General features: G+C 71.4%; 12 protein-coding genes. 8 read left to right on the top strand and 4 right to left on the bottom strand.

Translation table 11 applies throughout. The features are described 5' to 3' along the window. Positions 1–25 precede the first annotated feature (25 nt). The 5 genes from sdhA to ACLJPL_RS18760 all read left to right on the top strand — a co-directional run bounded on the left by sdhA (position 26) and on the right by ACLJPL_RS18760 (position 5,076). Positions 26–1,780: a succinate dehydrogenase flavoprotein subunit gene (sdhA, locus tag ACLJPL_RS18780; RefSeq protein WP_411081970.1), complete on the top strand. Its 1,755-nt coding sequence runs from the start codon at positions 26–28 to the stop codon at positions 1,778–1,780. Next, complete coding sequence (locus ACLJPL_RS18775; RefSeq protein WP_411081969.1) at positions 1,780–2,547, top strand: succinate dehydrogenase iron-sulfur subunit; 768 nt, start codon at positions 1,780–1,782, stop codon at positions 2,545–2,547. Before sdhA ends, ACLJPL_RS18775 begins: the two co-directional genes overlap by 1 nt. Positions 2,548–2,731: 184 nt before the next feature. Then, on the top strand, positions 2,732–3,331 hold the full coding sequence (locus ACLJPL_RS18770) for a hypothetical protein (protein ID WP_411081968.1): 600 nt from the start codon (positions 2,732–2,734) through the stop codon (positions 3,329–3,331). A 16-nt stretch (positions 3,332–3,347) separates the two neighbouring features. Further along, complete coding sequence (locus ACLJPL_RS18765; protein WP_411081967.1) at positions 3,348–4,208, top strand: hypothetical protein; 861 nt, start codon at positions 3,348–3,350, stop codon at positions 4,206–4,208. 109 nt (positions 4,209–4,317) lie between these two features. Beyond that, positions 4,318–5,076: a TetR/AcrR family transcriptional regulator gene (locus tag ACLJPL_RS18760; RefSeq protein ID WP_411081966.1), complete on the top strand. Its 759-nt coding sequence runs from the start codon at positions 4,318–4,320 to the stop codon at positions 5,074–5,076. Between the two features lie 65 nt (positions 5,077–5,141). Here ACLJPL_RS18760 and ACLJPL_RS18755 read toward each other — a convergent pair whose 3' ends face one another. The 3 genes from ACLJPL_RS18755 to ACLJPL_RS18745 form a co-directional block, all read right to left on the bottom strand. Further along, complete coding sequence (locus tag ACLJPL_RS18755; RefSeq protein ID WP_411081965.1) at positions 5,142–6,695, bottom strand: ABC transporter substrate-binding protein; 1,554 nt, start codon at positions 6,693–6,695, stop codon at positions 5,142–5,144. 276 nt (positions 6,696–6,971) lie between these two features. Continuing rightward, positions 6,972–8,324 carry a metallophosphoesterase gene (locus tag ACLJPL_RS18750; RefSeq protein ID WP_411082136.1) on the bottom strand — a complete coding sequence of 451 codons (1,353 nt, stop codon included), beginning with the start codon at positions 8,322–8,324 and terminating at the stop codon, positions 6,972–6,974. 33 nt (positions 8,325–8,357) lie between these two features. After that, complete coding sequence (locus tag ACLJPL_RS18745; protein WP_411081964.1) at positions 8,358–8,603, bottom strand: SCO4848 family membrane protein; 246 nt, start codon at positions 8,601–8,603, stop codon at positions 8,358–8,360. Positions 8,604–8,736: 133 nt separating this feature from the next. Between ACLJPL_RS18745 and ACLJPL_RS18740 the strand changes: the two genes are divergently transcribed. Continuing rightward, positions 8,737–10,017, top strand: a complete 1,281-nt coding sequence (locus ACLJPL_RS18740; protein ID WP_411081963.1) for a D-alanyl-D-alanine carboxypeptidase family protein — start codon at positions 8,737–8,739, stop codon at positions 10,015–10,017. Between the two features lie 25 nt (positions 10,018–10,042). Here the strand turns inward: ACLJPL_RS18740 and ACLJPL_RS18735 are convergent, their stop codons facing one another. Beyond that, on the bottom strand, positions 10,043–11,089 hold the full coding sequence (locus tag ACLJPL_RS18735; RefSeq protein WP_411081962.1) for a YihY/virulence factor BrkB family protein: 1,047 nt from the start codon (positions 11,087–11,089) through the stop codon (positions 10,043–10,045). Between the two features lie 186 nt (positions 11,090–11,275). On the opposite strand from ACLJPL_RS18735, the gene ACLJPL_RS18730 reads away from it, so the two are divergent. Then, entirely contained in the window at positions 11,276–12,646 is a 1,371-nt protein-coding gene (locus ACLJPL_RS18730; protein WP_411081961.1) for an FAD-binding protein, read from the top strand. A 48-nt stretch (positions 12,647–12,694) separates the two neighbouring features. Continuing rightward, a complete protein-coding gene (locus ACLJPL_RS18725) occupies positions 12,695–13,453 on the top strand; it encodes a decaprenylphospho-beta-D-erythro-pentofuranosid-2-ulose 2-reductase (protein WP_411081960.1) in 759 nt (252 codons plus the stop codon). Positions 13,454–13,469: the final 16 nt, after the last annotated feature.

Raw genomic sequence — 13,469 nt, 5'->3', positions numbered from 1 at the left:
CGGGACAGAGGGACCAGAGGAAACCATGCAGATCCACAAGTACGACACCGTCATCGTCGGCGCCGGCGGCGCCGGCATGCGCGCGGCCATCGAGTCGACCAAGCGCAGCCGTACCGCCGTGCTGACGAAGCTCTACCCCACCCGCTCCCACACGGGCGCCGCGCAGGGCGGCATGGCCGCCGCGCTCGCCAACGTGGAGGAGGACAACTGGGAGTGGCACACCTTCGACACGATCAAGGGCGGCGACTACCTGGTCGACCAGGACGCCGCCGAGATCCTCGCGAAGGAGGCCATCGACGCCGTCCTCGACCTGGAGAAGATGGGCCTGCCGTTCGGCCGCACTCCCGAGGGCAAGATCGACCAGCGCCGCTTCGGTGGTCACACCCGTAGCCACGGCGAGGCCCCGGTCCGTCGCGCCTGCTACTCGGGCGACCGCACCGGCCACATGATCCTCCAGACGCTGTACCAGAACTGCGTCAAGGAGGGCGTGGAGTTCTTCAACGAGTTCTACGTCCTGGACCAGCTGATCACCGAGGTCGACGGGGTCAAGAAGTCCGCCGGCGTCGTCGCGTTCGAGCTGGCGACCGGCGAGATCCACGTCTTCCAGGCGAAGTCGGTCATCTACGCCTCCGGCGGCACCGGCAAGTTCTTCAAGGTGACGTCCAACGCGCACACCCTGACCGGTGACGGCCAGGCCGCCTGCTACCGGCGCGGCCTGCCGCTGGAGGACATGGAGTTCTTCCAGTTCCACCCCACGGGCATCTGGCGCATGGGCATCCTGCTGACGGAGGGCGCCCGCGGTGAGGGCGGCATCCTCCGCAACAAGGACGGCGAGCGCTTCATGGAGAAGTACGCGCCCGTCATGAAGGACCTCGCGTCCCGTGACGTCGTGTCCCGCTCCATCTACACGGAGATCCGCGAGGGCCGCGGCTGCGGTCCCGCCGGCGACCACGTCTACCTGGACCTCACCCACCTGCCGCCGGAGCAGCTGGACGCCAAGCTCCCGGACATCACGGAGTTCGCGCGGACCTACCTCGGCATCGAGCCCTACACGGACCCGATCCCGATCCAGCCGACCGCGCACTACGCCATGGGCGGCATCCCGACCAACGTCGAGGGCGAGGTGCTGGCCGACAACACCACCGTCGTCCCGGGCCTGTACGCCGCCGGCGAGGTCGCCTGCGTCTCCGTGCACGGTGCCAACCGCCTGGGCACCAACTCGCTGCTCGACATCAACGTCTTCGGCAAGCGCTCCGGCATCGCCGCCGCCGAGTACGCGGTGAAGAACGACTTCGTCGAGCTTCCCGAGAACCCGGCGCAGCTCGTCGCCGACCAGGTGGAGCGGCTGCGCGACTCCACCGGCACCGAGCGCGTCGCCACCCTGCGCACGGAGCTCCAGGAGTGCATGGACGCCAATGTGATGGTGTTCCGCACCGAGCAGACGATCAAGACGGCGGTCGCCAAGATCGCCGAGCTGCGCGAGCGGTACCTCAACGTGTCCATCCAGGACAAGGGCAAGCGATTCAACACCGACCTGCTGGAGGCCATCGAGCTGGGCAACCTGCTCGACCTGGCCGAGGTCATGGCGGTCTCCGCGCTCGCCCGCAAGGAGTCCCGCGGCGGTCACTACCGCGAGGACTACCCCAACCGCGACGACGTCAACTTCATGCGCCACACCATGGCGTACCGCGAGGTGGCCGCCGACGGCGCCGAGTCGATCCGGCTCGACTACAAGCCGGTCGTGACGACCCGCTACCAGCCGATGGAGCGTAAGTACTGATGGCTACCCCGACCCTGGACAAGACCGGCAACGCCGAGGCCGGCTTCGCCGACTCCCCGTTCATCACGGCCACGTTCCGCATCCGCCGCTTCAACCCCGAGGTGTCGGACGAGGTCCAGTGGCAGGACTTCCAGATCGAGATCGACCCGAAGGAGCGTGTCCTCGACGCCCTTCACAAGATCAAGTGGGAGTTCGACGGGACCCTGACGTTCCGTCGTTCCTGCGCGCACGGCATCTGCGGTTCCGACGCGATGCGGATCAACGGCAAGAACAGGCTCGCCTGCAAGACGCTGATCAAGGACATCAACCCGGAGAAGCCGATCCTGGTGGAGGCCATCAAGGGCCTCACGGTCCTCAAGGACCTCGTGGTCGACATGGACCCGTTCTTCCAGGCGTACCACGATGTCATGCCCTTCCTCATCACCAAGGGGAACGAGCCGACCCGCGAGCGCCTCCAGTCCCCCGAGGACCGCGAGCGGTTCGACGACACCACCAAGTGCATCCTGTGCGCCGCGTGCACGTCCTCGTGCCCGGTGTTCTGGAACGACGGCCAGTACTTCGGCCCGGCGGCGATCGTCAACGCGCACCGCTTCATCTTCGACTCGCGCGACGAGGGCGGCGAGCAGCGGCTGGAGATCCTCAACGACCGTGACGGCGTGTGGCGTTGCCGTACGACGTTCAACTGCACGGACGCCTGCCCGCGTGGCATCGAGGTCACCAAGGCGATCCAGGAAGTCAAGCGCGCGCTCATCACGCGCCGCTTCTGACCTCTCCCGGGTGTGCCCCGGCTCCTCTCAGGGGGCCGGTCGGCCCCCGCACAGGCCCCGGCCGCCGCGGTCGTCACGACCGCGGCGGCCGGGGCCTGTTGCTGCGCCGGGGCGGTGCGGGCGGTACGGTCGTGCGGAGCTGAACGGCGTAGAGAAGCAGAGCATCAGAGAAACGGGGATTCCCATGAGCGAGCCGAATCCGTACGCGGACGACGCGTACAAGTGGGGTCCTCCCCAGCAGCCCGGCCACCCGCCCACGATGGCCGACGGACAGGGGTACGGTTACCCGCCCCCGGGCGGCACGCCCGCGTACGGCTACCCCCAGCCGCTGCCCGAGACGCCGCCCCAGCCCGACCCCGGCTACGGCTATCCGAACCCGGCCCAGCCGACGTTGCCCGGCCAGTACCTTCCCGCGCCGCACGACCTGTCCGGTCAGGGCAGCGTCCCGGTGATGAGCATCGGCGACATCACCGTCATGAACGACTCGATCGTCACCCCGTCCGGGGCGATGCCCCTCAGCGGCGCGGTCTGGACGGCGACGGACATGTCGCGCACGGAGGAGAAGATCCCGACGCACGCGATCGTGCTGGCGATCATCTTCGCCTGGTTCTGCCTGATCGGCCTGCTGTTCCTGCTCATGAAGGAGAAGCGGACCACCGGGTTCGTCCAGGTCACCGTCACCAGCGGCGGCCGGCACCACAGCACCATGATCCCGGCGACGGGCCCGCACACCTTCCCCGCCGTCATGCACCAGCTCAACGCCGCCCGCTCGATGAGCGTCTGAACGGCGGGCCCCGGTCATGGCACGGTTCGAGCACACGGTCACCGTCCCGGCCCTGGACCGGGGCTGGTTCGAAGAGGCCGCCGGGGCCCTGGTGGACCTCTTCGAAGCCTCCCGGGAACAGGGCGGTGCGATCCTGCTCCCGGACGGCCGCCCGATCCACGGCCTGCGGCTGCTGAAGGGGCGCCACCTACAGGCCGGGGCGCACTACGGGGAGGACCCGGGGGCGGACGCCGCGGACGGGACGGCGAAGGCCCCGGGCGCACCGGACGCCTCGAAGGCCCCGGGCGCCCCGGACGTCTCGGAGACGACCGTGCTGCGTGAGTGGCGGCCCTCCCGCTCCGTCGAGGTGGAGAGCCTCATGGCGGAGGAGGACATGTCCGTACGCATAGGAGTGCGGCTGCGTGAGCCCCGGACGCCCAGGGAGCTGGAGGTGTCCCTCGCCGGGCACAACCCGAAGGGCGGTTCGCTGTACCGCTTCTCGGGCCGCGCCAAGGCCGACCTGCACGCCTGGTGGGCGGCGCTGGACCGGCCCTCGTCGGCGCCCCCGCAGGCCCGGCCGCCGGTCGTGGGCAAGGCGGTGCACCGGCTGGCCAGGGCCCGTCTCACGGTGACCCCGCGCCCGGCCGGGGACGGCTCCTGGCAGGTCTCCGTCGTGCTGAGCGCGCGCGGGCGGTGGCTGCTGCGGCCGGTCGGCGCGGTGGCGCTGTTCTTCGCCCGCAGGCCCGTCGAGCGGGGGTTCCGGGAGGCGGTGGACTCCGCGGCCGAGGAGTGGACCGAGATGCTGGCGGAGCTGCCGTCGCTGCACGGGGAGGCGCTGCGGGCGGAGATCGCGGACGCGCTGACCGAGCCGCCCGAGCCTCTGGAGTCGGCGGTGTAGGTGGAGTCGGCGGCGGTGGGCGGAACTCTCGGACGCCGCGGAGTCAGCGAGTCCGCACCCGGGCAGTGAGCCCGATCACCGCGCCCGGTTCCCCGTTAACCTTGGGCCTGTGGTGAAGCAAGAGAAGAACGTGCAGGAGAGCGGGGCCGCGAAGCCCGCCAGGGGCGGCAAGGCCGCGAAGAGCGAGCAGACCCGCACGCTGATTCTCGAGACGGCGCTCCGGCTCTTCGCCGAGCGGGGTTACGACCGGACGACCATGCGGGCGATCGCCCAGGAGGCGGGCGTCTCCGTGGGGAACGCCTACTACTACTTCTCCTCCAAGGAGCACCTGGTCCAGGGGTTCTACGACCGCATCGCGGGCGAGCACGCGGCCGCGGTCCGGCCCGTCCTCGCGGACGAGGAGGAGTTGGCCGACCGGATCCGGGGCGTGCTGCTGATCTGGCTGGACGTGGCGGAGCCGTACCACCGGTTCGCCGCGCAGTTCTTCAAGAACGCGGCCGACCCGGACAGTCCGCTCTCCCCGTTCTCCGACGAGTCGGCGGCAGCCCGCGAGGCGGCGATCTCCGTCCACCGGGAGACCCTCGCCGGTTCGAGCACCAAGAGCGATCCCGAACTGGCCCCGCTGCTGCCCGAGTTGCTCTGGCTGATGCAGATGGGGCTGGTGCTGTTCTGGGTGTACGACCGCTCCCGGGGCGCGGAGCGGTCGCGGCGGCTCGTCGAGCGCACCGCGCCGATCGCCGCACGGGCGATCGCGCTCTCCCGGTTCCGGGTGCTGCGACCGCTCGTACGGCAGGTTCACGCGCTGCTGGTGGAGTTCATGCCCGGCGCGGCGGCCGGGGCGGAGCCGGAGCCCCGGCCGGCCGGCTGACCGGGACGGCGACCGGCGAGCAGGCCGGCCCGACCGACATCCGGCCGGTCAACCGACCTGGCCGGTCAGATCCAGCTCAGTTCCCACAGGCGCCACAGGCCGGTGCCGTCCGAGAGGTACTGGGACCCGGCGACCTCCGACTTCGCGATGACATAGTCCTTCTTCTGCCACAGCGGCAGCAGGGGCACGTCCTCGCCCACCAGACGCTGGACCTCCTTGAAGCCGGACGAGGTGCGGCCGCGGTCGCTGAACTGCTGCGTGGCGGCGATCAACTGGTCCATGCGCTTGCTGGAGTAGCCGCTGTGGAGGATGCTGCCGGTGCCGACGAGCGGCTGGCTGAAGGTGTCGGGGTCCGGGAAGTCGGGGAGCCAGCCGACGGTGTACATGTCGTACGCACCGGCCGCGTACCCCTTCTGGAACTTCGTCCACTCGGCGGACTTGAGCGAGACCTTGAACAGTCCGTCCTTCTCCAGCTGGCGGCGCAGCTCGGCGGTCTCCTCCACGTACGCGTCGCCCTCGCGGTAGCCGAAGGTGACGGGGACCGGCGTCTGGAGACCGGCCTCCTGGAGCAGCTCCTGAGCCCGCTTCAGGTCGGGTGAGGGGTAGGCGTCGAAGAAGGGGGTGCTGTGCCCGATGTAGCCCGTGGGGATCAGCGAGTACAGCGGCTCGACGGTGTTCTTGTAGACCTTGGTGACCAGGGGCCCGCGATCGAGGGTCGCGGCGACGGCCTGGCGGACCCGCTTGTCGGCGAACGGGGATCCCGACCGGGCGTTGAAGATGATGTTGCGGATCTCGGCGCTGTCCGCCTCGGTCACCCGCATGTCCGGGTCGCCGGGGTTCAGCTCGGAGAGCCGGGAGGCGGGCAGCTGGCGATGGGTGACGTCCACCTCACCGCTGTTCCAGGCGGCCAGAAGGTCCTCGCCACCCTTGTAGTAGCGGACGGTGACGGCCTCGCCGGTCTTCTTGAGCGCGCCCCGGTACTTCAGGTTGGGCAGCAGTTCGGCCTTGACCCCGGGCTCGTACGCCTTGAGGACGTACGGCCCCGAACCGTCGATCTGGTTGCCGGTGCGCAGCTTGTCCTTCGGGTACTTCGCCGGGTCGACGATCGCGCCGGCGCCGGTGGCCAGCTTGTGCGGGAAGGTCGCGTCCTTGCCGGACAGGTTGAAGGTGATGGTGCGGCCTTCGGTCGCGATGCTGTCGAGCGTCGGGAACAGACCCGCCGGACCGGTGTCGGGGTCGATCTTGAGCATCCGCTCGAAGGAGTACTTGACGTCCTCGACGGTGATCTTCTTCCCGTTGGAGAAGGTGAGGTCGTCACGGAGCTTGCACTGGTACGTCTGCAACTTCTGCCCGATGAACGAGCAGCTCTCCGCCGCGTCCGGCTCGGGCACGACGGCCCCGGCCTTGAACGTCATCAGCGACTGGTAGAGATTGCTGTAGATCGACCAGGATCCCGCGTCGTACGCCCCGGCCGGGTCGAGATGACTCACCGAGTCCGATGTCCCGACCTTGATCGCGTCGGTCTTCGCCTCCCCCGACGGGAGCAGTTGCCAGGCGACGACGCCTGCGATGATCAAAACCGCGAGAATCGCGAGAATCCGTACCCGGACCGACCGCATTGCCGTGCTCTCCCTTACCTGCCCCACCACGACAGTTGCGCTCAGACACGCACGTCGCCGCATGTTCGCGCTTACCCAATCACACGATTTTCACATCTGGAAGAGTAAACAGGACACTCACTGCCTTTTGTTGGGCACGTTCGACGGAGCGTGCCCGAAAAGGCCGTTTCCCGGCGCTCACCTGCGGTTTTTCGTAGCTGACAGTGACACAGCGGTCGGATTTCAATGACAGGCACATGATCGCAACCGCAACTCCGGACCCGCCCCGACGCGCGCTCACGCCTGCCGGGAGGCGAGTTGCACGACGGTGATGTCGGCCGGGGCTCCGACCCGTACCGGCGGCCCCCAGGCTCCCGCGCCCCGGGAGACGAAGAGCTGGGTGTCGCCGTAGCGTTCGAGCCCGGCGACGGTCGGATTGGCCAGCTCGGCGAGGTAGTTGCCGGGCCAGAGCTGACCGCCGTGGGTGTGGCCGGAGAGTTGCAGGTCGACGCCGTGCTCGACGGCGTCGTGGATGACGACGGGCTGGTGCGCGAGGAGGACGGAGGCCCGGGAGCGGTCCCGGTCGCCCAGCGCCCGGACGAAGTCGGGCCCCTGGCCCTCGGTCTCCCCCGCCACGTCGTTGACCCCGGCGAGGTCGAAGCCGCCGATCTCCACGCGGGCGTTCTCCAGCGGGATCAGCCCCAACTCCCGTACGTGGTCGACCCACTGGGCCGCGCCGGAGAAGTACTCGTGGTTGCCGGTCACGAAGAAGCTGCCGTGCCGGGCCCGCAGCCCGGCCAGCGGCTCGGCGGCGGAACCGAGGTCGGCCACGGACCCGTCGACGAGGTCGCCGACGACCGCGACCAGGTCGGGGGAGGTGGAGTTGATCGTGTCGACGATGCGCCGGGTGTGGGCGCGGCCGAGGATCGGGCCGATGTGGATGTCGCTGACCACGGCGATCTTGAACCCGTGGGCCGCGCGCGGCAGTCTGGCGAGCGGCACGGTGATCCGCTGGACGCTCGGGCCGCTCAGCACGTTGTGGGTCCCGTACCCGACCGTGGCGAGCCCGGCGGCGGCAGCGGCGCCGCCGACGACCCGGGAGACGAAGAGCCGCCGGGAGGGGCCGGCCGGGGCGGCCGGGGGCGTCTGCGGCGCTGCCGACGCCCCGGTGTCCCGGGGCGTTTCGGTGTCGGTGTCCGCTTCCGTCGCCGTGGCCGTCGCCTTCTCCGGTTCCGGGTCGGCCGGGGCGGAGGGGAGCGACGGGCCCGCCGGTACGAGTTCCTCGGTACGGGGACGGGCTCCCTCGGCGGTCCGGGCCCGGGCGGCCGTGGCATCGCGCCGGGCGAGCACCCGCCCGAGGACCGGACGTACGGCCTCGCCCACCAGCAGAGCCAGCGTCAGATACATCAGCGCGGCCAGCCACAGGAAGCCCGGCCAGGCCAGCACCTGCTGGAGCCGGAAGGGGAAGCCCGCGCGGCCGGAGACCATGGCCCCGAGGCTCAGCAGGGGCAGGACGAAGGCCGCCACGGTGCCGACCCTGCGCATCGTGCTGCCCGGCGCCGTCGTGTCACCGACCAAGCGCCGCCAGACATACCGGTGCACGCTCGCGAGCAGCGCGAGCACCACCAGTGCCACCAGGACGAAGACCACTGCTGTCATCCGCGCTTCCCTACGTTCCTGTCGTCATGCGCGCTCGTTGCGCAAAGCCCGGACGCCACGCAACCCGATGACGCCGACCGCCGTCCCCAGAGACAAGGACGTGATGGCGAGCAGCAGGTGCACCCAGAAGTACCCGGTCGGCTCACCCGCGTCGTCGAACGCGAGCCCGCTGCCGTCCTGCCACAGGTTCTTGACGAAAGTGATCCAGATGAACCAGCTCCACACCCCGAAGACGAGCAGGAACCAGGAGACGGGGCGGCTGAGCTTCATGGGTCCAGTATCGCCGCCGCCCTCCGGACCCCTCGTCCGGGGTGACGTCCGAAAGGGGCAGTCCCGGCCGTCCCTCCGGCGGGTCAGCCGGTCCGGGTCCTCAACCACATCTTCGCCCTGTACGTTTTCGACCGTGCCTGCTCTGAAAAAGATCGCTTTTACGGTCACCTCCGTCGCCCTGCTGTCCGGTCTTGTCCTGAGCCCCGCCTCGGCGGCCGACAAGGACAAGAAGGAGGACGAACGGCCGAAGCCGAACCACGTGATGTCGAGCATCGGCGGCGTACAGCTCTCCAAGGTCGGCACCCAGGTCAACCTGGGCCCGGGAGCCCCCGTGCTGCCCAAGAAGCTGACCGGCCGCTCGTGGATCGTCGCGGACGCGGAGAGCGGGCAGGTGCTGGCGGCGCACAACGCGCACTGGCGGCTGCCGCCCGCCTCCACCCTCAAGATGCTGTTCGCGGACACGGTCCTGCCCGCGCTCCAGCCCACCTCCCTGACGTACAAGGTCGAGGAGAGCGACCTGGCGGGCGTCGGCGAGGGCAGCAGCCTGGTGGGCGTCAAGGAGGACCACACGTACACGGTCCACGACCTGTGGCTCGGGGTCTTCCTGCGGTCGGGCAACGACGCGGTGCACGTGCTGTCGGAGATGTACGGCGGCATCCCCAAGACGGTCGCGGCGATGCAGAAGCACGCCGAGGAGCTCCAGGCGCTGGACACGACGGTGGTCTCGCCGGACGGGTACGACGCTCCGCGCCAGGTCTCCAGCGCCTACGACCTGACGCTGATCGCCCGCAGCGGCATGCAGAAGAAGGACTTCCGGGAGTACGCGGCGACGGCCTCCGCCGACTTCCCCGGGGAGAAGAAGAAGGGCAAGAAGCGCGACAGCTTCGAGATCCAGAACACCAACCGGCTGATCACCGGGGACTACGGCGTGGACCCCTACAAGGGCATCGCGGGCGTGAAGAACGGCTACACCACCCACGCGGGCAGCACCTTCACCGGCGTCGCCGAGCGCAACGGCCGGGTGCTGCTGGTCACCGTCATGAACCCGTCGGCGGACGAGAGCCACTCCGTCTACAAGGAGGCCGCCCACCTGCTGGACTGGGGCTTCGCCGCGAGCGGCAAGGTGAAGCCGGTCGGCGAGCTGGTGCCGCCGAAGTCCGTGGACACCGGCGCCGGCAACGGCGCGGGGGGCCTGACGGGCGGGAAGGGCGCGCAGCCGGCCGCCGGGGCGGACCAGGGCTCGGGGGGCGACGCGAAGGCCGCGCACGCCTCGGCGGCCTCCCGGGGCTCCAGCGGCGTCGGGATCGCGCTGGCGATCGTCGGCGGGCTGCTGATGACGCTGGCGGCCGCGGTCTTCCTGGTCAACCGGCGCTGGCCGCTGCCCGGCCTGGCCCGCCGGGCCCCGCGCGACTGACGCGAAGGGCCCGGGCGCGGCTGAGCTAGCGAGAGCCCGCCGCCCGGGTGGAGCCCCCGGCCTCGCTGGAGCCGCCGGGGCCGCTGGAGCCTTCGACGGCCCCGGCACTCTTCCCGGCCCCGGCCGGCCCGGCGCTCTCCCCGGCCCCGGCTGCCCCGGCGCTCTTCCCCGCCTCGGCGGGATCCGGCTCGGTGTCGCCCTGTGCCGCCGGCTCCGCCTCGTCCTTGGAGCGGGTCGCGGTCCAGGCGGCGCAGAACAGCAGCAGCTTGGCGGTGAAGTTGATCCACAGGAGCAGGGCGATCGGGACGCCGAACGCCCCGTACATGCTTTTGCCCGCGACGCCCTTCATATAGCTGCCGAGCAGCAGCTTGAGCAGTTCGAAGCCGACCGCGCCGATCAGGGCCGCGACCACCAGACGGCGGCGGGGCGGCTCGACCCCGGGCAGCAGCGACAGCAGATAGAGCATCAGCAGGAAGTCGGCGAGGACCGCGACCGCCAGGGCCGCCACCCGGAGCACGACGCCGCCCGCGCCGCCCTCGGGGATGCCGAGCCGGTCGGCGGTCCAGCCCACGGCCGTCGTCCCCACCGTGGAGACCGCCAGGGTGGCGAGCCCCGCGCCGCCGAGGCCCACCAGGAGAACGGTGTCCTTCAGCTTGGCGACGACCGGGTTGGCCTCCTGGACGTCGTCCAGCTCCCAGACCGCGCGCAGGCACTCCCGCATCGAGCCGATCCAGCCGACACCGGTGAACAGCAGCAGCACACCGGCCACCAGTCCGACCGTGCCCGCGTTGGCCACCAGGCCGTCGATGCCGAGCTGGTCGGAGATGCCCGGCACCTGCTCGGCGAGCTTGTCCTTGATGGTGTCCAGCTGCTTGTCGCTCAGCAGCGCGGCGGCGATCGCCGCGCCGACCGCGATCAGCGGGAACAGCGCCAGGAAGCTGATGAAGGTGATGGCGGCGGCGAGCCTGGCCCAGTGGACCCGGTCCAGCCTCTCGTAGGAGCGCCAGGCGTGCGTCTCCATCAGCCGGGAGACGAGAGGCCCGACCACGGGGAGTTTCTTGAGCCAGTCCATGACGTAACGCGTACCCTCCCGGGGCCGGAAAACCAGCGGCCCGCGCCGAGGACTCTTCCGGACGCGTCCGGAAGAACGACACCCCGCCCCGCTGACACCCGCTCCATCACCCATTCCGGTGAGTGCTGTAACAAAAGGGTCGAATAGGTTTTCCCGGACGTCACGGCCGGGGCTACGGTCACGGGCATGTCCGTCGACACGGTGTCCCTGACCGGCTGGGGCCGCACCGCCCCGACCACCGCCGTACGGTTTCGCCCCCGTACGTACGAGGAAGCGGCCGCCGTGATCCGGGGTCGCGGGCCCCGGGGCGCCATCGCCCGGGGACTCGGGCGCGCGCCCGGCGACGCGGCGCAGAACGCGGGCGGCTCGGTGCTCGACATGACGGGGCTGGACCGCGTCCGCGCCCTGGACGAGGCCGCGGGGACCGTCCGCTGCGACGCGGGGGTGAGCCTGGACCGGCTGCTGCGCGTCCTGCTGCCGCACGGCTGGTGCCCGCCGGCCGTGCCGGGGACGGGCCGGGTCACCGTGGGCGGCGCGATCGCCTCCGACGTGCAGGGCCGCGACCACACCGCCGCGGGTTCGCTCGCCCGGCACGTCAGCGAGCTGGACCTCCTCACCGCGGACGGCGACGTCCGTACGGTGACACCCGGCACCGCCCTCTTCGACGCGACCACCGGCGGCCTGGGGCTGACCGGGGTGATCCTCGGCGCCACCCTCCGCCTGAAGCGCGTGAGCACCCCGCTGATCTCGGTCTCCACCGAGCGGGCCGCCGACCTGGACGATCTGCTGGCCCGTTTCACGGACGGCGGGGACCGGCTGCCGTACGCCTCCGCGTGGATCGACCTGCTGGCCGGGGGCCGGGCGACCGGGCGCGGCGTCCTGACCAGAGGGGAGCACGCGCCCCCTTCTGTGCTACCGGCGCACGCCCGGCGCACTATGCGCGCCGGGCGCACACCGCTCCCCGGGCAGCGGGACCGGTGGTCCGCCGCGCCGGCCCTCCCGGACGGGCTGCTGGGCCGGACCTCCGTCGCCCTCCTCAACGAGGTCCGCTACCGGAGTGCGTCCCGCGCCCGGACCGGGGAGCTCCGCACCGCCGCCGCCTTCTTCCACCCCCTGGACGCGCTCCCCGACGTCTCCCGGCTGTACGGCGGCCGCGCCGGTCTCGTGCGCTACCGGTTCACGGTCGGGTACGGGCAGGAGGAGGCCCTGCACCGCGTGGTGCGGCGGATCTCGGCGCGGCGGTGCCCGGCGTTCCGGGCCGAGCTCCAGCGGTTCGGCGCGCCGGACCCGGGCTGGCTGTCGCTCCCGGCGTCGCCCGGCTGGGCCCTCGCCCTCGATCTGCCCGCAGCCCTGCCCGGCCTCGGCCGCTTCCTGGACGGGCTCGACGAGGAGGTGGCGGCGGCCGGGGGGCGGGTCTGCCTCGCGAAGGACTCCCGGATGCGCCCGGAGACGGCGGCCGCGATGTACCCCCGGCTCGCGGAGTTCCGGGAGCTGCGGGCGGAGCTGGACCCGGCGGGCGCGTTCCGCTCGGACCTGGCCCGCCGCCTCGGCCTGTGACCGGGCCCCATCCCCGTAACCGCGCTTCCCCCTGAACAGGAGAGTTCCGTGAAGGACGCCTTCGGTGCCCCGCAGTCCCTGCTCGTCCTCGGCGGCACCTCCGAGATCGCCCTCGCCACCGCGCGCCGTCTGGTCGCCCTGCGCACCCGGCGGGTGTGGCTGGCCGGCCGCCCCTCCCCCGCCCTGGACGCGGCGGCGGCCGAGCTGCGCGACCGGGGCGCCGACGTGCGTACCGTCGCCTTCGACGCGCTGGACTCCGCCGCGCACGAGGAGGTGCTCGGGAAGGTCTTCGCGGAGGGCGACGTCGATGTGGTGCTGCTGGCGTTCGGGATCGCCGGCGACCAGGCGCGCGACGAGGAGGAGCCGCTGTCGGCGGTCCGGGTCGCGCAGACCAACTACACGGGGGCGGTCTCGGCGGGGCTGGTGTGCGCCGGCGCACTCCAGGCGCAGGGGCACGGTTCGCTGGTGGTGCTGTCGTCGGTGGCCGGGGAGCGCGCCCGGCGGGCCGACTTCATCTACGGCTCCAGCAAGGCGGGCCTGGACGTCTTCGCGCAGGGGCTCGGGGACGCGCTCCAGGGGACCGGCGTCCAGGTGATGGTCGTCCGCCCCGGGACCGTACGCACACGGGCCACGGCCGCCGGGCAGCCGGAGCAGCCGCTCACCACTACTCCGGAGGCGGTCGCCGGGGCGATCGTGACGGGGCTGCGGCGGCGCTCGGAGACGGTGTGGGTGCCCGGTTCGCTGCGGGTGGTGATGTCGGCGCTGCGGCACGTCCCGCGCCCGCTGTTCCGGCGGCTGCCGGTGTGATCGGCGGCCCCCCGGT

Source organism: Streptomyces sp. cmx-18-6 (genome assembly GCF_046548915.1).
GTDB lineage: Bacteria > Actinomycetota > Actinomycetes > Streptomycetales > Streptomycetaceae > Streptomyces.
Note: the sequence above shows the minus strand (reverse complement) of the source record. Positions and strands in the feature narration are given on the sequence as shown.

Coding starts and splice junctions, on each gene's coding strand:
- sdhA (WP_411081970.1), top strand. CDS start 26: ATGCAGATCCACAAGTACGACACCGTCATCGTCGGCGCCGGCGGCGCC.
- ACLJPL_RS18775 (WP_411081969.1), top strand. CDS start 1,780: ATGGCTACCCCGACCCTGGACAAGACCGGCAACGCCGAGGCCGGCTTC.
- ACLJPL_RS18770 (WP_411081968.1), top strand. CDS start 2,732: ATGAGCGAGCCGAATCCGTACGCGGACGACGCGTACAAGTGGGGTCCT.
- ACLJPL_RS18765 (WP_411081967.1), top strand. CDS start 3,348: ATGGCACGGTTCGAGCACACGGTCACCGTCCCGGCCCTGGACCGGGGC.
- ACLJPL_RS18755 (WP_411081965.1), bottom strand. CDS start 6,695: ATGCGGTCGGTCCGGGTACGGATTCTCGCGATTCTCGCGGTTTTGATC.
- ACLJPL_RS18745 (WP_411081964.1), bottom strand. CDS start 8,603: ATGAAGCTCAGCCGCCCCGTCTCCTGGTTCCTGCTCGTCTTCGGGGTG.
- ACLJPL_RS18735 (WP_411081962.1), bottom strand. CDS start 11,089: ATGGACTGGCTCAAGAAACTCCCCGTGGTCGGGCCTCTCGTCTCCCGG.
- ACLJPL_RS18730 (WP_411081961.1), top strand. CDS start 11,276: ATGTCCGTCGACACGGTGTCCCTGACCGGCTGGGGCCGCACCGCCCCG.